Below are 21,075 nucleotides of genomic sequence, written 5' to 3' on the forward strand. Positions count from 1 at the left end.
AAAAGGGCCGGAAGCGAGCTTCCGGCCCTTTAAAAACATCAAAGATGATGCGATATGCGTTGGATTACAGCGCGAAGTCGCCGCCGACGAGCGTGGAGACGGGCTCCTCGTGGTAAACGGCGGAGATGGCCTGAGCGAACTCCTCGGCGACCGAGATGGTCTTGATCTTGCCGCCCACCTCGACGGGAATGGCGTCGGTGACGACGCACTCGACGATCGGGGCGTCGTTCAGGCGCTCGATGGCCGGACCGGAGAAGATGCCGTGGGTGGCGCAGACGTAGATGTCGCCAGCGCCCATAGCCTTGAGCTCCTTGACGTTGGCGCACAGGGTGCCAGCGGTGTCGATCATGTCGTCGTTGATGACGCAGGTCTTGCCCTTGATGTCACCGATGATGCCCATGACCTCGGCGGCGTTGTGGCGCGGACGGCCCTTGTGGGCGATGGCCAGGTCGCAGCCGAGCATGTCGGACAGCTTCTTGGCGGCCTTGGCGCGACCCACGTCGGGGGAGACGACAACCAGGTTGTCGGTGTCGAAGTGCATGTCGTTGTAGTACTGGCCAAACAGCGGCAGTGCGGACAGGTGGTTAACTGGGATATCAAAGAAGCCCTGGATCTGACCCTGGTGCAGGTCGAGGGTGATGATGCGGTCGACACCGGCGCGCTCGAGCAGGTTGGCGACGAGGCGGGCGGTGATGGGCTCGCGCGGGCCGGCCTTGCGGTCCTGGCGGGCATAGCCGTAGTGGGTGATAACGGCGGTGATGGAGCGGGCGGATGCGCGCTTGGCAGCGTCGGTGGCGATGAGCAGCTCCATGAGCATGTCGTTGACGTTGCCGCCAGCCACGGACTGAATCAGGAAGACGTCGGCGCCGCGGACGGTCTCGTCGTAGCGGGCGTAAATCTCACCGTTGGCGAACTGCTTTAGCGTAAGGCCCGAAAGCTCGACCCCAAGGTACTCAGCAATCTTCTGAGCGAGGGGACGGTTGGAGGAACCGGAATACACGCGGATGGACTTGCGCATATTCTCCGACTTCTCGGGATCATTAATCGGCATTACCCTTCTCCTTTATACATCGAATGCCATATAGATGCCTTTTTGCATTGTAACCGTGCGGCGGGGTTTATCGAGTCTTGATAACGTCTTTACCGTCAACGGACACGAACCGACCACTCATCCGGTCGCGCAGGTCACGATAGAAAAAGGAGCCGTCCCCATGGAACAGCTCCTTTTGTGCTTGGTAAAGCGTTATGCCTCGTCGTCCTCGTGCAGACGGCGGCGATAATCGGCGGCCCAGCCCTCAATATTTACCTGACGGGCGCGGCCCAGACCGAGTGCGTCGGCCGGAACCGGCTCGGTGATGACGGAGCCGGCGGCCACGAGCGCACCGTCGCCAATCTGGGCGGGCGCGACCATCATGGTGTCGGAACCGATGAAGGCATCCTTGCCGATGACGGTCTTGTGCTTGTGGACGCCGTCGTAGTTGCAGGTGATGGAGCCCGCGCCCACGTTGACGCCGGAGCCCATGGTGGTGTCGCCGATGTAGGACAGGTGGGGCACCTTGGAACCCTCGCCGATCGTGGACTTCTTGATCTCCACGTGCGTGCCGGCCTTGGAGCCGTCGAGCATGTGGGTGCCCGGGCGCAGGTAGGCGCGCGGGCCGCAGTCGACGCCGTTCTCGATGACGGCCTCGATGGCGATGGTCTCATCGATGGTGCAGCCGCTGCCGACGGTGGTGTCGGTGAGGCGACTGTTGGGGCCGAGCTGGCACTCCTCGCCCACGGTGACGTGACCGATCAGATGCGTCTGCGGCCACACGATGGTGTCGCGGCCGATGACGGCATCGGGGCCGATCCAGGCCTGCGTGGGGTCGATGAAGGTAACGCCCTCGGCCATCCAGTGCTCGTTGATGCGGTCGCGCGCGATGGCGGTGAGCTGCGCGAGCTGGATGCGGCTGTTGACGCCCAGGCCGTCGCGGTAGTCGTCGCAGTGGAAGATGGAGACTGCCTGGCCGTGGCCCTTGAGGATCTCGAGCATGTCGGGCAGATAGTACTCGGACTGCGCGTTGTCGTTGCCGATCTCGTCAATGTGCGCGGCGAGCTGCGCGCCGTCGAAGGCGTAGCAGCCGGCGTTGCACTCGAGCAGCGTGGCGGCCTGCTCGGGTGTGCAGTCCTTCTGCTCGATGATGCGTTCGATCTGGCCGTCGGCACCCAGCTTGATGCGGCCGTAGCCGAAGGGGTCGGGCGGGGTCATGGTCATGACGGTGCAGGCGAGCTCGCCGGTGGCGACGGTCTGCGCGAACTTGGCGACGGTGTCGGCGGTGATGAGCGGCAGGTCGCCGTTGAGCACGACGACGGGGCCTTGCGTGATGCCGCAGGCCTCGAGCGCGACCTTCACGGCGTGACCGGTGCCCAGGCGCTCGGTCTGCTCAACGCACTCGACCTTGGTGGCGCTGTTGGCATAGGCGCCGTCGATGAGGGCGCGCATCTCGTCGGCGTGGCTGCCGATGACGACCACGACGCGGCTGCAGCCGGCCTTGATGGTGGCGTCGACGATCCACTGGACCATGGGCTTGCCCAGGATCTTGTGCGAAACCTTGCAGTGGTTCGACTTCATGCGGGTGCCCTCGCCGGCAGCGAGGATAATTGCGGTTGCGTCCATGTGATCTCCTGTTACGTTATAGAGACGTGTGTTTGGAAACGATACACGGCGCAATATGATACCGCAGGCATATGTTGAGCGCGTAGCGATTGGCTCATGGCGGCCGATGTCGGTGCCGCCGGCGTGGCGTTTGCGCTGCTTGCGTGCGGCGTTGGCGGTGCTGCGGAGCTGTCGTTTGAGCGAGGGGACGGGGGTGCCCGTGGACAACATACAAGAGGAGTTTGGCGGCGAGCCCGTCGCGGCATTCTCGATGTCGCATCCGGCTGTGCCGGCCCTCTACATGGTGCTGACGCTGGGGCTCACCATGTTCTCGATGCAGCCGGTGCTGATTGCGCTGTCACTTGCGGGCGGGCTGGCGTATGGATTTGCGACGCGCGGGGCTGCCCGCACGCTGGGCGCACTCCGCTGGCAGCTGCCGGTGATTTTGATTATCGCGCTGGTCAATCCGCTGTTTAGCGCCTCGGGCTCGACGGAGCTGTTCCGTATTGGCATGCGCGCGGTGTATCTGGAAAGCATGGTATACGGCCTGTGCATGGGCGGGCTGTTTGTGGCGAGCGTGCTGTGGTTTGAGGCCGCGGCGTCGATGCTCGAATACGACAAGGTGCTCGCGCTGCTGGGCAATGCCGCACCGGTGATTGCGCTCATGATCTCGATGTGCATGAGGCTTATCCCGCAGTTTTTACGCCGCGGTCGTACGGTGCTGGCGGTGCAGGATGCGATTGATGTGCCGGGCCGCGCGCCCACCGATCCCGTGCGATCGCGCCTGCGGGCGTCGAGCGTGTTGATGGGCTGGGGCATGGAAGATTCGCTGGAGCGTGCGGACGCCATGCGCTCCCGTGGGTGGGGCGCCGCGACGCGTCGAACGACGTATGCGCGGTATCGGCTGGGGCGCGGCGATGTTGCCGCGCTGGTTGGACTTGCGCTGTTTGGCATGGCCACGACGGCAGTGGCGTGGACTGCGACGATGCAGTATTCGTTTTACCCGCAACTATCGGTGCCGGCGCCGTGGCTGGGCTATGTCGTGTACGCTGCCTGGATGATGCTGCCTTGCGCGTCGCACGCGATTGATGAGAAGAGGTTTGGCTGATGGCTCGGTTGGATAGGAGCTCGGCGGCGGGTGTGGCATATGGCTCGGCCGCGCCGGCGATTGAGGTGCGAGGCCTTAGTTTTGCCTATCCCGGGGCCGAGGCACCGGTGCTCGAGGGGCTTGATTGGCGTGTTTCCCAAGGTGCGTTTGCACTGCTTGTTGGCGGTACCGGTTCGGGCAAGTCGACGCTGCTGTCGCTGCTCAAGCCCGAGATCGCGCCGGCGGGTACGCGCTCCGGCGAGCTGCGCGTGCTGGGCGAGCCCGTCGCCGACATGGATGTGCGGGCATCGGCGGAGCGCGTGGGCTATGTGTTCCAGGATCCCGAGAACCAGATCGTGTGCGAAACCGTGTGGCACGAGATGGCGTTTGGCCTGGAAAACTTGGGGCTAGCACGTGATGAGATGCGCCGTCGCGTAGCTGAGACCAGCTATTTCTTTGGGCTGGAAGATTGGCTTCACCGCGATACTGACACGCTTTCGGGTGGTCGCAAACAGTTGCTGTCGTTGGCGGCCGTTCTGGCGTTGCGCCCGCGCGTGCTGCTGCTCGACGAGCCCACGTCTCAGCTTGATCCGGTTGCGGAGAAGAATTTCCTGCACGCGCTGTTTCGTGTGAATCGCGAGCTGGGCTGCACGGTTGTTGTGGCGACGCATCAGCCGCGGCCGATGCTCGAGTATGCGACGTGTACGCACCGGATTGAGGGCGGTCGCGTGCGCGAGGTGGCGGATATGTCTTCTTTGGGACGCCGAGAATCGCTGTTTTCCGATGACATGTTGGGGTGGGGTGCCATCCGATGTGCAAAAAACGGAGTATTCAGCAGGCGTGAGGACAATTTGGGTTCTCTGGAGCCGCCCGGGGACGTATCGAGCGCGAAAAAAAGTTCGGAATTGGACAAATCGTCCGAATTTGTGGCGCAAACGTCGCTCGAGAACGGCTCGGAAGCCTTCTCGCGCACGGATGGAAGCAGAATACTCCAAAAAATGCACGGCGGGTCGGCTACCACCCTGTCGGAAGGCTGGTTTCGCTACGATCGAGCGTCCGGCTGGGTGTTGCGTGGGCTCGATGCGTCGTTTTCGGCCGGTGCGGTGCATGCGGTTGTTGGCGGTAACGGCTGCGGCAAGTCGACGATGCTCTCGGTGCTGGCGAAGACCGCCAAGCTGCAGCGCGGCCGCATGGTGCGCGGAGCGGCCTCGGCGGCGCTGCTGCCTCAGAATCCCAAAGCATTGCTGGTTGCCGAGACGGTTCGCGATGAGCTGATGGAATGGGCCTCGACCTGCGGATATGACGAGAACTTGGCGCGGGAGCGTGCGGCGAGCTTGGGGTTGTCGGGTCTGGATGGACGCCATCCGTACGATCTTTCGGGCGGGCAGCGTCAACTGCTTGCATTGGCAAAACTGCTGCTAATCGGCCCCGAACTGCTATTGCTCGATGAGCCCACCAAGGGTCTAGACCTGTTCAGCCGCCGCATCATTGCCCGCGCCCTGCGTGACCATGCGAAGGCTGGCGGCACCGTCATCATGGCTACGCACGATTTGGACTTTGCCGAGCAGGTAGCCGACGACGTCGTCATGATGTTTGACGGCGAGATTGCCTGCATGGAGCCGCCGGCCGACTTCTTTGCCGATAACGTGTTTTATAGGGCGTGATGGGATGACGGATTATCGCGTCGCGCGCTTGCTTGCAAAACTGGAGGTCCCGCTGTTGTTGGCGGTGCCGGCGGTGATGGCTGCCGCGTTGCTGTCGGGTGTTGAGCAGGCAGCATTGGCCATGCTGGTTGTGGTGGCGCTGGTGCTCGCGCTGTTCTTTGCGGGTTACGAGGCATCTCGTCCGGGTTTGCGCCAGATTATGCCCACGCTGGTTCTGGCAGCATTGGCCGCGGCGGGGCGCATCTTGTTTGGCCCCATTCCCGACTTTAAACCCGTGAGTGCCATCGCCATTATCGCGGGGGCGACGCTTGGTCGCCGCAATGGTTTTATGGTCGGTGCGTTGGCGGCGCTGACCAGCAATTTCTTTTTTGGGCAGGGCATGTGGACGCCGTGGCAGATGTATGCCTGGGGGCTCGTGGGATACGTTGGCGGTGCGCTGGCGCATGCCGGCGCTTTTGATCGCGCCGATGGCACCGTGCGTATGCCGGCGCTGCTGACCTACGGCTTTGCTTCGGGTTTGCTGTACGGCGTTGTGATCAACGCCTACGACATTATCGGTTTTGTTCAACCGCTCACGTGGGCGGGTGCCATGGCACGTCTTGCCACGGCAGTGCCGTTCGATATCACACACGGCCTCGCGACCTGCGTGTTCTTGGCTGCCTTGTACAAGCCTTGGTGCCGTCGCATTAACCGTGTCGTCGTGAAATACGGGCTGTAAGGCATTTCGCGTTCCCTCACGAGCTTGCGGTGGAATGGTTCTCGTTTTTGGCTATTTGCTGCCCAAACAGGAACTATTCCACCGCACCTTATAGAGGGAGAGGGGTCACATGATCTGTTTTCCTCTGTCCCCTAGAGGAATTACTTGGGGCTAGAGCTCTAGCGTGAGGGTGACGGGGCAGTGGTCGCTGCCAAAGATGTCGCCGCGGATGCCGGTGTCGCGAACGTTGGCGGCGATCGAATCGCTTACCAGAAAGTAATCGATGCGCCAGCCGGCGTTGTTCTTGCGGGCATTAAAGCGATAACTCCACCAGCTGTAGACGCCCTCGACGTCGGGGTTTGCCGCGCGCCAGGTATCGGTAAAGCCGGCGTTGAGCAGCTCGGTAAACTTGCCGCGTTCCTCGTCCGAAAAGCCTGCGTTGCCGCGGTTGGACTTGGGGTTCTTAAGGTCGATCTCCTCATGCGCCACGTTAAAGTCGCCGCAGGTTACGACGGGTTTGCCGGTCTCGCGCTCGAGCGCGTTCAAAAAGCCGCGGTAGGCATCGTCCCAGGCCATACGCACGTCGATGCGCGCGAGCTCATTTTGTGCGTTGGGCGTGTAGACATCCACAAACCAGAATTTGTCGAACTCGAGCGCGCAGACGCGGCCCTCGGTTGCGACTTGGGCGACGAGCACGGCCGCCTCGCCTCCGCCGGCGTAGGGCAGCAGCGCATCGGCGCGCAGTACGCGCAGCGGCTCCTGGCGGCTAAAGACCGCGGTGCCCGAATAGCCTTTACGCTCGGCGTAGCTCCAGGTTTGGTGATAGCCGGGCAGGTCAATATCGACCTGGCCTTCTTGCAACTTGGTCTCTTGCAGTGCCAGGATATCGACGTCGAGTTCTTGCGCGATCTGGATAAAGCTCGGGTCCTTTTTGAGCACGGCGCGCAGGCCGTTGACGTTCCACGAGGCGAAAGTGTAAGTCTGAGGCATGGTGTCCTTTCGACGGGGTTGGCAGGCTTAAGATTAGCGCAACAGGGGCGGGGTGGGATCCGCGCATGCTGACTTAAAGGCCGCATGCTGGGACGTCGCTCAACGCTGCCCGACTAACAAGGACGGAGGACTCATATGACGCAGGCAATATCGGACCCCAGGCAGGCCTCCGCCGCGCTGGCGGATCTGTTTGACACCCACAAGCGCGTGGTCTTCTTTGGCGGCGCTGGTGTTTCCACGGCAAGTGGCATCCCCGATTTCCGCAGCGTGGGCGGCCTGTATCACCAGCAGTTTGCCTATCCGCCCGAGACCATGCTGTCGCATAGCTTTTACGAGGCGCATCCGGCCGAGTTCTTCGACTTCTACCGCACCAAGATGATCGCGCTTGGCGCCAAGCCCAATCGCTGCCACACCAAGCTGGCCGAGCTGGAGCGCGCCGGCAAGCTGAATGCCGTGGTGACGCAAAATATCGACGGCCTGCATCAGATGGCCGGCTCGCAGCGCGTGTTCGAGCTGCATGGCTCGGTCCACCGCAATGTCTGCCAGACGTGCGGCGCAGTCTACAGCGCCGAATGGATTTGCTCGCGCGAGCACGAGGACGCCGCGGGCGTGCCCGTGTGTCCTGCGTGCGGCGGGCGCATTAAGCCCGATGTGGTGCTCTACGAAGAGCCGCTCGACGAGCATGTGTTGACCGGTGCCGTTGCCGCCATCGCCGCGGCCGATGCCCTCATCGTGGGCGGGACCTCGCTCGTGGTGTATCCGGCGGCGGGCCTTACGCGTTACTTTACCGGCGATACGCTGGCCATTTGCAACCTTGCTCCCACCGATCAGGATGCAAATGCCGACCTGCTGATTTCTTGCGACATCGCGGCCGCGTTTGCGTTCTAGCCCGCGCGCGCGGATACAATAGAAAGACTGAGTGCAAAGCGACCCCGCCGCCAGCTCCCCAAGCTCGGCGGCGTGGGCATTTTAGGAGGATGTTCATGGCGAACGACAGCAAGACATGGCGGTGCGGAAAGTACGAGCTCAGCTTTGACCGTCCGCGCATCATGGGCGTCCTCAACGTGACGCCCGATTCGTTTAGCGATGGCGGGGAGCACTTCGACCCGGATGCTGCCATCGAGTACGGCCTGGCGATGCTCGACGCCGGCGCCGACATCATCGACGTGGGCGGCGAGTCCACGCGCCCCGGCTTTACCCCGGTCAACCCCGACGAGGAGGCTCGCCGCGTGCTGCCCGTGGTGCGCGCGCTGGCCAAGGAGGGCGCCATCGTCTCGATCGACACGCGTCATGTGGCGGTTGCCAAGGCGGCCGTGCGCTGCGGCGCCTCGATCGTCAACGACGTGACCGGCTTCACCGATCCCAAGATGGTCGAGTTTGTTAAGACGAGCACCTGCGGCGTCATCGTGATGCATGCCGGCGAGGTCGCCGCGCCCACCCGCACGCACGCAACGGTGCAGCTCGATACCTCGGCAGCGGCGTTTGTTGCCGAGAAGGCGCGCGAGGCGGCTGCCGAGGCCGCGCGTGAGGCCGAGAAGCCGGCTCGCCGCCGTCGCGGCAAGCTGCTGGGTGAGCCCAAGGTTGAGGCCAAGCTTCCGGGCGGCGTGGTGCAGCCCTCGTTGCCGTTTGGCGAACCGGAGCCCACGTCCGAGCCCGCAACCGAGCTGGGGCAGGAGACGCCGGCCGCCGAGCAGGTTGCTGCCGCCGAGACCGTCGCGCCCGCGCCCGAGGCCGCGCCCGCAGCCACCGAGGTCGCATCGGAGTCCAATGACCACCTGGCAGCCATGATGCGCCGCAGCGCCCGCCGCGAGGAAGCCTACGTGCCCACCTCGCAGCTCCGCCGCTTCACCCTGCCCGATTCGGCGCCCATCATGCGCCGCGTTATGGGCTTTCTGTCCGACCAGGCCCGCACGCTCATCCATGCCGGCGTGTCTCGCGACCGCATCTGCATCGATCCTGGCCCGGGCTTTGGTAAGTCGGCTAACGAGGACATCGTCATCCAGCGCGAGACTGCCAAGATGGCGTCGCTGGGCTACCCGCTCATGTGCGCCGTGTCGCGCAAGCGCTTTGTGGGCGCTGTCTCGGGCGTGACCGAGGCCGCCGCGCGCGATGCCGCCACGTTTGGCGTGTGCCTGGGCGCCATCCAGGCCGGTGCCAACATCGTGCGCGTGCACGACGCCGCGGGTTTTGCGCAGTTCCTGAACGGTTACTGGGCCGTCGCCAAGCCGCAGCCGCGCCGTGCGTTTGTGGCCGTGGGCTCCAACCTGGGGCATCGTTGCGACAACATCCGCGCCGCGCGCGACATGATCGCCGAGATTCCGCTCACCTGCGTGTCCAACTCCTCCAAGATCTACGAGAGCGAGCCGGCCTACGAGACGCGCCAGGACGCGTTTGCCAACGCTGTCATCGAGATTAAGACCGAGCTGGCGCCGTTGGTGCTGCTCGACGAGCTCATGAAGATCGAGGTCGAGCTGGGGCGCGACCGCTCCAAAAAGGTCAAGGTCAACGGCCCGCGCACCATCGACCTGGACCTGCTGTGGATGGACGGCGAGACCCACGGCGGCAAAAAGCTGCGCCTGCCGCATCCGCTCATTGGCGAGCGCGACTTTGTGCTGGTGCCGCTCGAGGACCTGATGCACGACCCGGCGCGGTTCTTCCGCTACAACGGCGTCGAGGTCAAGGAGCCCGAGGACCGCGTGGGTCATATCGTGGGCGAATTGGGGCGTATGTAGATGATCGAGATGAATGCTGTTGCCGCCGGCACCGAGCTCGACGCGGCGCGCGACGCGGGCCGCGAGGGCGTGTCCGCGGGCTGGTGCGCGTGGAGCGCGGGCGATGCTTCGCTGACGTTTTCGCTGGTCGTGCGTCCGGATGTGAACATGCATGCCTTCCACGGCCTGCCGTTTGTGGCCGCGATGGGCATGATGGACGCGCTCGTGGGCACGGCTTCGACGCCGGGGTTGGGCCTTGCCGGTAAGGTGGGTATCCAGTGGCCGAGCGATATCGTGTGCGGTGCGCCCGCGTTTGAGACGTCGCTCGCGCGCGTCGCCGTCAACGGCGGTGCCGGTGCTGCGGGCATGTTCGGTGCCGTGACGGTGGATATTGAGCGTTCGGCGTTGAGCGAGCTCGGTGTGGGTGTGGCTGACGAAGCGCTGGTCGAGGCGCTGGCCGCCGCCATGCTGGCCCGCGTGGACGCCTGGGCGGTTGTTGCCAACACGCCGCAAGGCGCCGCGGGGCCGCTGGCTCCCGTGCTGGGCGAGTACTTCGACATGGTGCCGCTGCTGGGCCGCCAAGTTGCGGCGGTGTCGCCCAACGGTTTGCCGCTTGCGGTCGGTGTGTTTGCGGGCCTGGACATCTGGGGCCGAGCGACCATCAAGACCGATGCCGGCGAGCAGGAGTTTCCGCCCGAGGCTGTACGAATTCGCGGACTGTAGCGTCTCGGCTTCGCCAGAGCCTACGCTAACTCCTGCATGCGGCGGTAGATTTCGCAGATGCCTTTGATGGTGAGTTGGCCGTCGACTATGTCGAAGGCGTCGGTCGAATCGGCGACGATGCTGGCGAGGCCGCCCGTGGCGATAACGGTGGCATCCTCGCGGCCCAGCTCGCGCTTCATGCGCGCGACCAGGCCCTCAGCCATGGCGGCGGCGCCCGTTACGGCGCCGACCTTGATGCACTCCTCGGTATCGCGGCCGATGGCGTGCTCGGGCGCCTCGAGCGGAACGCTGGCGAGCTTGGCGGCTCGGGCGGCGAGCGCGTCCATCGAAATGCGGATGCCCGGCGCAATCGCTCCGCCAATGTAATAACCGTCCTCATCGATGACGTCGATATTGGTCGCGGTGCCAAAGTCCACCACGATTGCCGGCGCGCCGTAGAAAGTTTCGGCCGCAACGGCGTTAGCGACGCGATCGGCGCCTACGGCCTGGGGACGCGCCGCGCGCAGCTTGGTCACCGCGGCCGTCTGCGGTCCGATGACGATGGCGTCTGCGGCAATGCGGTCGGCCACGGCGTGCCATTCGCGCGAGAGCTGCGGCACCACGCCTGCAAAGGCGATCGCGTCGACCGCGTCGAGCGAAAGGCCGTACATCTTGAAGAAACCCATCAGGCGCACATGGATCTCGTCGGCGGTATAGGAGCGGTCGGTGGGCATACGCCACGACTGCACCAACTCGTCTCCGTCAAACAGGCCCATGGCCGTCTGCGTGTTTCCCATATCGATAGCGAGCAGCATGTCTACTCCCGGTGTTGGCATAAAAGGACGCGCACCATTGTATACGCGCCGCCGACGGCGCTCGGCTGCGATTCGTTTACGGTGATAGGGGCTGAGGGGTTTAAATATGAAGGAATTATGCTCTACGAGATTTTCCTTGCCGTTTACCGAACTCCCGCGTAATATTCTTTCTTGCGCACATGAGGCGCCCAGACATTGCGGGGTGGAGCAGTCTGGTAGCTCGCCGGGCTCATAACCCGGAGGTCGTAGGTTCAAATCCTGCCCCCGCGACCAAGAACTTGCAGCTCGTCGGCCTAGCCGGCGAGCTTTTTTGTTATTTCGGGACCGTGTTTTCGGTCCAATTCTCGGCCTCTCAAACAAAATCTCGATCTGTAACATCTAGACCCGATTTGGGCGGCTAGGTGTTACAGACCGAGATATACCGGTGGGTTGGGTCGTGTTTGTCTAAATCTGTAACACGAGGGACGGATTTTGCCGAGTTGATGTTATAGATTGAGATTTTCTAGCAGGCGGGTTTGGTTTATCTCGATCTGTAACAGTAAGACCCGGTTTTGCCGCGTAACTGTTACAGATTGAGATAAACCGACGGGCCGCCCCGCTCTGCCCCATCCACCTGCCGCCACCTGATATTCGCCGATTTCCGTTGTGCTGCTGTGCCTCCATGCCATATCCTCTAGACAACTACGCGGCAACATCGCCGCCGCGCCTACAAGAGAGGAATGTCCATGACCGCACCTGCATCCAAGCTGCTTCAGCCCATTACGGTTGGCCCCCTTGAGCTCAAAAACCGCATTATGTTTCCGCCGCTGACCACCGGCTACGAGGAGCGTGACGGCTCCATTGGCGAGCGCAGCCTGGCTTTTTACGAGCGTTTGGCCCGTGGCGGCGTGAGTTACATCGTCATCGGCGACGTTGCTCCCGTCATGACCGCAAGCCCCACGCCCAAGCTGGCGACCGACGCCCAAATCCCCACGTTTAAGGCCCTGGCCGATGCCGTCCACAAGCACGGCGCCAAGGTCGCGCTGCAGCTGTTCCACCCCGAGTACGACGTGCCCGGTGTCGGCCGCATGGTCATGGGATCCATGGCCGCCGCCAAGGCCGCGCAGGAGGCCAAGGCCGCCGGCGACGAGGAGACCTTTGCCGCCAAGATGGCCGAGTCCAACGAGATCCGCAACCAGGCCTACGCCAAGCTGCACCACGACATGCAGCACTTTGTGAACGAGGCGAGTGTGGAGCAGCTCACCCAGATCAAGGAGGCTATCGCCGCCTCGGCCGCTCGCGCGCAGCAGGCCGGGATCGATGCCATCGAGGTCCACGGCGACCGCCTGGTAGGTTCGCTGTGCTCGGCCATCCTCAACCAGCGCACCGACGAGTACGGCGGCTCGTTCGAGAACCGCGTTCGCTACGCGCTGGAGGTCGTCGCTGCCATTAAGGAAGCCGCGCCGCAGCTGATGGTGGAGTACAAGCTCCCCGTGATCATGGAGAACCCCGACGGCACGCCGCGCGGCAAGGGCGGCCTGCAGCCCGACGAGGCCTGCGAGTTCGCCAAGCTGCTCGAGGGCGCGGGCATCGATATGATCCAGGTCGCACAGGCCAACCACACCGGCAACATGGGCGACACCATTCCGCCCATGGGCGCCATGCCCTACAACTGGACGCTGCCCGTGGCCGAGCGCGTCAAGGCCCTGGTCTCCGTGCCGGTGGCAACCGTGGGCCGCGTGGTTTCGGTCGAGGCCGGCGAGAAGATTCTGGAAGACGGCGCCGCCGACATCATCGCCTATGGCCGCTCGCTCATGTGCGACCCCGACATTGCGCTGAAGGCCGCCACGGGTGAGCCCATCCGCGAGTGCCTCAACTGCAACAAGGGTTGCGTCGATGCGATTCAAAACCGCAAGTACATTTCGTGCGTGCTCAATGCCGAGAACGGCGACGAGGCGACCATCGCCATCAAGCCGGGCGAGGGCGACAAGAAGATCGCCGTGGTGGGCGGCGGCATCGCCGGCCTGGAGGCCGCGCGCGTGGCGGCCAAGCGCGGCTACGACGTGACCGTCTGCGAGGCGAGCGATCATCTGGGCGGCCAGATTGTGCTGGCGGCTGCGCCTCCGCGCAAGGACGAGATTATGCGCTCGGTCGAGTACTACGAGAAGATTCTGCCTGGCCTGGGCGTGAAGGTGGAGCTCAGTCATGCCGCTACCGCTGAGGACCTCAACGCCGCCGACGCCGCGATTGTGGCCGTGGGCGCGCACGACGTGGTCATCCCCGTTCCGGGCGCCGACTCGGAGAAGGTCGTCTCGAGCTGGGACGTGCTGGCCGGCAAGGTGGAGCTCAGCGGCCGCGTCGCCGTCATTGGCGGCGGCCTGGTGGGCACCGAGACTGCCGAGTACCTGCTGCAGCACGGCTGCGAGGTGGCGATCGTGGAGATGCTCGACAAGATTGCCGCGGGCGAGTCCGAGACCATTCTGCCGCTGATTATGAGCGACTTTGCAGAGCACAACGTGGAGCAGCATGTTAAGACCCGCCTGACCGCCATTACCGACGAGGGCGTGGAGGCTGTTCGCACCACCGAGGACGGCGCCGAGGAGCCGGTGAAGATCGCCTGCGATTACGTGGTGATGGCCGTGGGCTCCAAGGCCAACGCGTTTGACCTGGATGGCGTGACGGTGCCCGTGACCTGCGTGGGCGACTGCTCGGGTGAGCGCACCGCCGACATTGCGAGCGCCATTCGCACGGCGTATCACGCGGCCAACGAGCTGTAGTTGAACATCGCGGCCAGGCGGGGCGGTAGCACGGATCCGTCTCGCCCGGCTGTGTCCCGTCGGGTGTCAACCGGTGCGGGGCCTGCAAGCGCAGCAGGTCCCGCCCTTTTTGTTTTGCTCCGATGAATGGCAATGCGCGGTAATCATGAGGAGTGAGGACGTCTACTGCCTTGCAGATCACTCAAAAATATTGGGGGAGGGGTTAATAACTATATCCTCTATACCAAAGGACATAAAGAGATGCCAATTTTGTTGACAAGCGAATGACGATTAGCTGCGAGTCAGCTACCAGCGTAAATAATCGATAAAGAAATGTCGTAATTTGGTGCCAAATGCCCAGATAACGCCGCGTCTATTTTAATTAACTGCTTTGAGCAAACGGTAAAATGCTACTATCTAACTTGCACGTAAGAAAGCAGATTAACGGTTAAGGCTAAGAAGTGGCAGGTATGTCGGAAGCAACTAGGACTCGCACGCATGCGCCTGAGGTTAGGCAGCGCGCCGTCGAGGCCCTCCAAGAGGGGGTCGGTCATCGCGCCCTCGCCGCGGAGCTTGGCATTCCCCAGGCCACGGCTCGTCAGTGGGCCCGCGCGTATGCCGTGGGCGGTGCCGACGACGTTCTCAACGCCGGTTCGCATCATCACACCTATTCGTACGAAGTTAAGCTCGCCGTGGTCAAGGACCGCTTGGAAAACGGCTTAACGGTTCGCGAGGCCATGATCAAACACAAGATTCCAAGCGAGTCTTCGGTTAAGGCCTGGTGCCGCCAGTATCGCGAGAGCGGTGAGTCCGCACTGGTCGATAAGCCGCGAGGTCGCAAGCCGCGCGTTAAAAAGGCGGAATAGCAAACGGGATGGTGCGCCCACAGGGGCGCATTTTTCTTGCCGCCTCTCTGCTCCAAAGCGGACGTGCCCTTGCCCCGTACGCCTAAAACTCCCCAGTTGACCGAAAACCTGCCACCGCAACCCCGTAATTGAGCTATAACGTTAAACAATTGCAGCGTTTTTGCATGGGGGAGTGATGGTATGACGCTACTGTATTTCCTTACCCTGTTTCCGCTGGTACCGGCGCTGGGCATGCTGCTCGCGCGCGGTGACCGCACCCGCGATGCGGTGGGGCTCATAGGCTCCGGCATTATTATGGCGGTGACAGTTGTAGTCGCCGTCATGTTTTTTGGCACGGGTCCGCAGAGCTTTGAGGTTGCCCCCGGCACCTCGCATGTGCTCTCGATCATCAGTTCCGTTATCGACGTCATCCTGTGCGCCGTCATCCTGTACAACGCGTACAAATATAGGAACGCGCTCACCACGGTGCTCAGCGTAGTCCAGTTGGTGGGCTCGCTCGCCTTTGCAGCCATGACGCTGCCCGCGACCGAAGCCGTCACCGCAACCCCGCTCTACCTGGACTACATGAGCGTGATCATGGTCCTCGCCGTCGGCATCGTCGGCAGCCTTATCTGCGTGTATGCCCTGGGCTACATGAAGGACTTCCAGGCCCACGACGAGCACGAGGCTGCGCTGCGCGGGCAGACCGCGCCCGACCGTCGCCCGCAGTTCCTGGCGCTTATGTTCCTGTTCCTCTCAGCCATGTTCGTCATCGTGACGAGCGACAACCTTGAGTGGCTGTTCTGCGGCTGGGAAATCACCACCGTGTGCTCGTTCCTTATGATTGGCTACACGCGCACGCCCGAGGCCATCAAGAACGCCTTCACCCAGATCATCCTCAACATGCTGGGCGGTATCGCGTTTTTGGCCGGACTCATGTACCTGCACGTTAACAGCATGCCGCTGACCATCTCGGGCATGATCGAGCTTTCCGGCGCCGGAACCGCGCAATCTGCGCTGCTGGTGATGCCGGTCATTCTGTTGTCGCTCGCCGCGCTCACCAAGGCCGCACAGATGCCGTTCCACACGTGGCTGTTGGGTGCCATGGTTGCCCCCACGCCCACGAGCGCCCTGCTGCACTCGTCAACCATGGTCAAAGCCGGCGTGTTCCTGATGGTCAAGCTGAGCCCACTCTATGCCATCTATCCCGTGACCGGCTTTATGGTCACGAGTGTGGGTGCCATCACGTTTTTGCTCGCTGCCCTCATGGCCATCTCGCAGAGCAACGCCAAACGTGTGCTCGCGTACTCCACCATTTCCAACTTGGGCCTTATCAGCGCCTGCTTGGGTGTCGGCGCGCCCGAGGCCGTATGGGCCGCCATCTTCCTAATCCTGTTCCACACGGTGGCAAAGTCGCTGCTGTTCCTGTGCGTGGGCACGGCCGAGCATCATATCGGCAGCCGCAATATCGAGGACATGGACGGTATGTTCAGCCGCATGCCGCACCTGACGCGCCTTATGATGCTGGGCATCATGGGCATGTTTGTGGCGCCGTTTGGCATGCTCGTGTCCAAGTGGGGCGCCCTGGTGGCGTTTGCGCAGACCGGCAACGTGCTCATGATCATGGTGCTGGCCTTTGGCTCGGCCGCGACGTTCTATTTTTGGGGCAAGTGGCTTGCCAAGCTTTCGGGCGTCGACCCCACGGCTCAAAACGTCGAGGTCAATGTCCATAAGACCGAATGGATGGCGCTCAACACCATCGCCGCGCTGCTGATTCTGTGCTGCGTGGCGTTTCCGGTTATCTCGAGCGGTCTGGTATCGCCCTATCTCGCCATGGTGTTTGGACGCGTGCCGTACGTTATTGGCAAGGACGCCATGTATCTGATGGTGGCTATCGTAGCGTTTATCGCCGTGGTGCTGCTGACGTCGTTCCGCGTGAGCAATAAGCCGCACGTCAACGTGTACCTTTCGGGCGTGGGAACCGACAAATATCGCCATTTCCGCGGCTCGATGGGACGCGAGGTGAAGGCCGAAAAGCGCAATTGGTACTCGGAGGACGCCCTTGGCGAGAAGCGTATTGGCCCCGCGGGTAGCGTCGTGTGCTGCAGCATTATCTTGTTTGCGCTGCTGTGTTGCGCGTGGATTGGGCCCGAGCGGCTTGCCATGAGCGCGCCCTCGGTGTTGCGCGGCAAGTATTTTGAAGGTTCGGGCGTCGTGGGCATCTTTATTGGCACCGTGGCGTTTGCCTTGATTGCGCCTTTGGTTGGTGGCCTGATCGACGGCGTTGACCGTAAGCTTTCGGCTCGCATGCAGGGCCGCGTGGGCCCGCGCCTGCTACAACCCTTCTACGATGTGGCCAAGCTCCTGCGCAAGGCCCCCGCCAGCGTAAACACCATGGACGACACCTACATGGCGTGCGCGCTCATCTTTACCGTGGTGGGCGGCGGCATCTTTGTGTCGGGCTCCAACACGCTGCTGTGCGCGTTTATGGTTACCCTCGCCGCGATCTTTGTGGTGTTGGCGTCCGCCTCGACGCAAAGCCCGTTTGCTCAGGTCGGCGCCGACCGCGAGCTGCTGCAGGTCATGAGTTACGAGCCCGCCGTTCTGCTGATGAGTGTGGGCCTGTACCTTGCCACCGACAGCTTCGATTCCATTGCTGTGACGGGGCAGTCGGCCCCTATCATCGTGTACAGCGCGCCCATTTTCCTCGCGTTGCTCGCGGTGCTTACCATCAAGCTGCGCAAGTCGCCGTTTGACCTTTCGTACTCGCATCATGCGCATCAGGAGATCGTCCAGGGCGTTGCCACCGAGATGAGCGGCGGCACGCTGGCCAAGATGACCCTTATGCACTGGTGCGAGACCGTGCTGTTTTTGATGTGGGTGGGCATGTTCTTTGTTTGGGACAACCCCGTGAGCTGGGTTGTAGCCCTGGTCGTGATGGCCGCGACGTATTTTGTCGAGGTCCTGATCGACAACACCTTCGCACGCAGCACCTGGCGCAGCTGCTTTAGGCTCGGATGGGGCGTGGCGCTGGTGTTTGGCCTGCTCAACCTTATGCCCATCCTCGTCGACGTATTTATTTAGGAGGCGGCATCCATGGATCATAAAATGTCGCGCTCGCCGTGGGTTATTCATTACGACGGCTCGAGCTGCAACGGATGCGATATCGAGGTGTTGGCCTCGCTCACGCCGCTGTTCGATGCGGAACGCTTTGGCGTGGTCAACACCGGCAACCCCAAGCATGCGGACATCTTTTTGGTGACGGGGTCGGTCAATGTCCAGAACCTGCCTGTCGTGCGCCAGATTTACAACCAGATGCTCGAGCCCAAGTGCGTGGTGGCCTGCGGCATCTGCGCGTGTTCGGGCGGCGTGTTCCGCGATGCCTATAACGTGACCGGCGGCGTGGACCGCGCAATTCCCGTGGATGTGTACGCGCCTGGGTGCGCCATTCGCCCCGAGACCGTGATCGATGCCATCGTGGAGGCGTGCGGCATCCTGGACCAGAAAGAGGCCGTGATGCGCGCCGGCGGCGATCCGCTTACCGTGGGCGGCGCCGCTACTTGGGACGGTGGCGTTGAGCTGGGCGAGGACGGGTTTGTGGCTGCGGGGGCCGGGGCCGGGGCCGTCGCCGGTGACGGCGTCGAGGTCAACGTGTCCACCAGGTCCGCCGCGCCCGCCGCTGCAAAGGAGGCCGAGTAATGCAAAAGGCTATCTATACCATCGTCGGGATCGACGAGCTCCTGTCGCATGTCCAGGCGCTCAAGGGCGTTGGCGCGCGCTTTGTGCAGATGCACGCCGAACGCAACGTCGACGACGGCACGTATCGCCTGGTCTATACATTTATCAACGTTCGTGCTGCTCAGGAGCATATTGTGCAGGACGGCAACTATGCGATCGAAAACCTGGTGGTTGAGGGAATTGATCAGTACCAGGAGATTCCGTCTATCAGTTCGTACTATCCGGCGGTATTCCCGTTTGAAAACGAGGCCCACGACCTGTTTGGTCTTGCCATTACCGACATGCAGATCGACTTTAAGGGCTTTTTCTACCAGGTCTCGACTGCCGAGCCCATGAGCGTTATCACGCCCGAGGTGAAGGCCGCGCGCGAGAAAGCCATGAAGGTCCGTGCGGCTGCCGAGGCCAAGGCGCGCAAGGTCGCGGCCGAGAAGGCCGCCACGGCTGCGGCTGCTGCAGGGGAAGGCGCTGCGAGCGCCGGCGATGCCGCGGGCGTCGCTGCTCAGCCCGCTGCGACTGCCGGCTCCGATGCCCAGCATGACGATGCCGCTGCCAAGGCCGCGCTCAAGGCTGCCGAGATGGAGGCAAAGCTCGCTGCCATGGATCCCGAGAAAGCGGCCAAGGTCCGCGCGGCGCTTGCCGCCAAGGCCGCCCGCGACAAGCAGAAAAAGGAGGCGTAAGGTCCATGGCTCATCGCTCCGTAATTCCGTTTGGCCCGCAGCACCCGGTGCTGCCCGAGCCGCTTCATCTGGACCTAGTGATCGAGGACGACCGCGTCATCGAAGCAATTCCGCAGATCGGCTTTGTGCACCGCGGACTCGAGAAGCTCACCGAAAAGCGCGATATGCATCAGTTTGGCTACATCGCCGAGCGCATCTGCGGCATCTGCGCCGTGGGCCATAGCTGTGGCTACGCCAGCGCCTGCGAGCGCATGCTCGGCATCGAGGTGCCTGGTCGCGTGCAGTATATCCGCACCATTCTGCATGAGCTTTCGCGCATTCACTCGCACCTGCTGTGGCTGGGCCTGCTCGCCGATGCCTTTGGCTTTGAGGCGCTGTTCTATCGTTCGTGGACGCTGCGCGAGCAGATTCTCAAGATCTTTGAGAGCACTTGCGGCGGTCGCGTGATTCTGTCGATTAACGAGATTGGCGGCCTTAAACACGACATTGAGGATTCCGAGCTGGCGGGTATTGTCCAGACGCTCGACGCTATGCGCCCTGACTACGAGGCCGTGGTGCATACATTTTTGGACGACAATAGCTGCGGCGAGCGCCTGCATAGCGTGGGCGTGATCAGCAAGAAGGACGCGCTGGATCTGTCGATGGTCGGCCCGTTCGGTCGCGCCTCGGGCGTGGATTATGACGTGCGCATGTTCGGTGACGGTGCCTATGCGGACTTGGCTGCGTTTGAGCCGATTGTTGCCACCGATGGCGACTGTTATGCCCGCTGCCAGGTGCGTTGTGCCGAGGTTACGCAGGCCATGGACATTATCAAGGAGCTTGTCGGCAAGATTCCGCACGACGGTATCGGCGGGCGTACCAAGCTCACGCCGGCCGACGGCGCGCGCGGCGAGGTTGTGATTGAGCAGCCGCGCGGCGAGGCGTATTACTATGTGCGCGGCAGCGGCACCAAGAACCTGGACCGTTTTCGCGTGCGAACGCCGACGTCGCAAAACCTGGCGGGTCTGACGCATGCGCTGCAGGGCGTGCTCCTTGCCAACGTGCCCATGATTATCCTGACCATCGACCCCTGCATTAGCTGCACGGAAAGGTAGGCGCGGCATGAGTTTACTGACATTTGCCAAGACGGCCTTGGGTTCTATGGTCAAGCGGCCGGTCACGGTGTGCTATCCGCAGGAGAAGCTGACGGCGCCCGAGCGCTTGCGCGGGCATATCGTCAATGACATGGACGTGTGCATCTGCTGCGGCATGTGCGCACGGCGTTGCCCGGCGGGCGCGCTCGCGGTCGATCGCAAGGGCGGAACGTGGTCGATCGACCCGTATGCCTGCGTGGTGTGCGGTGAGTGCATCGAGAGCTGCCCCAAGCACTGCCTGACTATGGACACCGCCCGCACCCCAGTCGCAGCGGACAAGACTCCCACAGTAGAAACCAAACCGGAATAGCGCCGGAATAGAGCTGGAATAGGGGCCGGTGGGGCAAAAATGCCCCACCGGCCCCGCGCTTAAACGCGCGGCTGGGCCGCCGCAAACAAAACTATGCCGGTTTACGGGGCTGGATGGCGAACCTCCGACCATACGGAAAAACACAAAAACAAAACCGCAGGTAGATAGCCTGCCGTTTTTCAAAAAATGAGGGTATGGATGAGGGTCCCGACTTTTGCCCCGTAATCCGGCATAGTTTTGAAATGGCACCATATCCGTAACAGCCTTTGATCTTCCGTGGACGGAGGAAAACGAGCCCTTTTGTCCCGTCGATCTTGAGTCGCATCCGTTTTCCTG

The 21,075-nt window shown here is 62.6% G+C and carries 17 protein-coding genes and 1 tRNA gene; 14 read left to right on the top strand and 4 right to left on the bottom strand.

Annotated features, from left to right (window positions below; all coding sequences use genetic code 11):
- Positions 1-64 precede the first annotated feature (64 nt).
- Positions 65-1,051, bottom strand: a complete 987-nt coding sequence (locus LCQ44_RS03520) for a ribose-phosphate diphosphokinase (RefSeq protein WP_006235790.1) — start codon at positions 1,049-1,051, stop codon at positions 65-67.
- Positions 1,052-1,243: 192 nt separating this feature from the next.
- Positions 1,244-2,656 carry a bifunctional UDP-N-acetylglucosamine diphosphorylase/glucosamine-1-phosphate N-acetyltransferase GlmU gene (glmU, locus tag LCQ44_RS03525; protein ID WP_225094073.1) on the bottom strand — a complete coding sequence of 471 codons (1,413 nt, stop codon included), beginning with the start codon at positions 2,654-2,656 and terminating at the stop codon, positions 1,244-1,246.
- 199 nt (positions 2,657-2,855) lie between these two features.
- Between glmU and LCQ44_RS03530 the strand changes: the two genes are divergently transcribed.
- Genes LCQ44_RS03530 through LCQ44_RS03540 form a run of 3 tightly spaced genes read left to right on the top strand, consistent with a single transcriptional unit; the run spans position 2,856 to position 6,104 of the window.
- Positions 2,856-3,743, top strand: coding sequence for an energy-coupling factor transporter transmembrane component T (locus LCQ44_RS03530; RefSeq protein WP_225094074.1), 888 nt, complete (start codon positions 2,856-2,858; stop codon positions 3,741-3,743).
- On the top strand, positions 3,743-5,386 hold the full coding sequence (locus LCQ44_RS03535; RefSeq protein WP_138374315.1) for an ABC transporter ATP-binding protein: 1,644 nt from the start codon (positions 3,743-3,745) through the stop codon (positions 5,384-5,386). The genes LCQ44_RS03530 and LCQ44_RS03535 overlap by 1 nt, the downstream gene beginning before the upstream one ends.
- A 4-nt stretch (positions 5,387-5,390) precedes the next feature.
- Positions 5,391-6,104, top strand: a complete 714-nt coding sequence (locus LCQ44_RS03540; protein WP_006235785.1) for a DUF6580 family putative transport protein — start codon at positions 5,391-5,393, stop codon at positions 6,102-6,104.
- A gap of 150 nt (positions 6,105-6,254) precedes the next feature.
- On the opposite strand, the gene LCQ44_RS03545 is transcribed toward LCQ44_RS03540, so the two are convergent.
- Positions 6,255-7,073: an exodeoxyribonuclease III gene (locus LCQ44_RS03545; RefSeq protein WP_138374316.1), complete on the bottom strand. Its 819-nt coding sequence runs from the start codon at positions 7,071-7,073 to the stop codon at positions 6,255-6,257.
- 135 nt (positions 7,074-7,208) lie between these two features.
- Here LCQ44_RS03545 and LCQ44_RS03550 point away from each other — a divergent pair, with 135 nt between their 5' ends.
- The 3 genes from LCQ44_RS03550 to LCQ44_RS03560 all read left to right on the top strand — a co-directional run bounded on the left by LCQ44_RS03550 (position 7,209) and on the right by LCQ44_RS03560 (position 10,507).
- Complete coding sequence (locus LCQ44_RS03550) at positions 7,209-7,961, top strand: NAD-dependent protein deacylase (protein WP_138374317.1); 753 nt, start codon at positions 7,209-7,211, stop codon at positions 7,959-7,961.
- 95 nt (positions 7,962-8,056) lie between these two features.
- Positions 8,057-9,805, top strand: coding sequence for a dihydropteroate synthase (gene folP, locus LCQ44_RS03555; protein WP_138374318.1), 1,749 nt, complete (start codon positions 8,057-8,059; stop codon positions 9,803-9,805).
- Complete coding sequence (locus LCQ44_RS03560) at positions 9,806-10,507, top strand: hypothetical protein (RefSeq protein WP_138374319.1); 702 nt, start codon at positions 9,806-9,808, stop codon at positions 10,505-10,507. It begins immediately after the preceding gene.
- A 20-nt stretch (positions 10,508-10,527) separates the two neighbouring features.
- Here the strand turns inward: LCQ44_RS03560 and LCQ44_RS03565 are convergent, their stop codons facing one another.
- Positions 10,528-11,301, bottom strand: a complete 774-nt coding sequence (locus LCQ44_RS03565; protein WP_161144979.1) for a type III pantothenate kinase — start codon at positions 11,299-11,301, stop codon at positions 10,528-10,530.
- A 196-nt stretch (positions 11,302-11,497) separates the two neighbouring features.
- On the opposite strand from LCQ44_RS03565, the gene LCQ44_RS03570 reads away from it, so the two are divergent.
- The 8 genes from LCQ44_RS03570 to LCQ44_RS03605 all read left to right on the top strand — a co-directional run bounded on the left by LCQ44_RS03570 (position 11,498) and on the right by LCQ44_RS03605 (position 20,739).
- A tRNA-Met gene (locus tag LCQ44_RS03570) sits at positions 11,498-11,574 on the top strand.
- A gap of 452 nt (positions 11,575-12,026) precedes the next feature.
- Positions 12,027-14,057 (top strand): bilirubin reductase, long form, encoded by a 2,031-nt coding sequence (gene bilR, locus LCQ44_RS03575; RefSeq protein ID WP_225094075.1) that lies wholly within the window; start codon positions 12,027-12,029, stop codon positions 14,055-14,057.
- Between the two features lie 449 nt (positions 14,058-14,506).
- Positions 14,507-14,902 (top strand): transposase, encoded by a 396-nt coding sequence (locus LCQ44_RS03580; protein WP_225094076.1) that lies wholly within the window; start codon positions 14,507-14,509, stop codon positions 14,900-14,902.
- A gap of 180 nt (positions 14,903-15,082) precedes the next feature.
- Entirely contained in the window at positions 15,083-17,965 is a 2,883-nt protein-coding gene (locus LCQ44_RS03585; protein WP_225094077.1) for a proton-conducting transporter transmembrane domain-containing protein, read from the top strand.
- Between the two features lie 12 nt (positions 17,966-17,977).
- Positions 17,978-18,580, top strand: a complete 603-nt coding sequence (locus tag LCQ44_RS03590) for an NADH-quinone oxidoreductase subunit B family protein (protein WP_161144983.1) — start codon at positions 17,978-17,980, stop codon at positions 18,578-18,580.
- Positions 18,580-19,296, top strand: coding sequence for an NADH-quinone oxidoreductase subunit C (locus LCQ44_RS03595; protein WP_161144984.1), 717 nt, complete (start codon positions 18,580-18,582; stop codon positions 19,294-19,296). Before LCQ44_RS03590 ends, LCQ44_RS03595 begins: the two co-directional genes overlap by 1 nt.
- Before the next feature lie 5 nt (positions 19,297-19,301).
- On the top strand, positions 19,302-20,390 hold the full coding sequence (locus tag LCQ44_RS03600) for a hydrogenase large subunit (protein ID WP_225094078.1): 1,089 nt from the start codon (positions 19,302-19,304) through the stop codon (positions 20,388-20,390).
- Positions 20,391-20,397: 7 nt separating this feature from the next.
- Positions 20,398-20,739 carry a 4Fe-4S dicluster domain-containing protein gene (locus tag LCQ44_RS03605; protein ID WP_225094079.1) on the top strand — a complete coding sequence of 114 codons (342 nt, stop codon included), beginning with the start codon at positions 20,398-20,400 and terminating at the stop codon, positions 20,737-20,739.
- Positions 20,740-21,075: the final 336 nt, after the last annotated feature.

The sequence above is a fragment of the Collinsella aerofaciens genome (assembly GCF_020181355.1).
Taxonomy (GTDB): Bacteria; Actinomycetota; Coriobacteriia; order Coriobacteriales; family Coriobacteriaceae; genus Collinsella.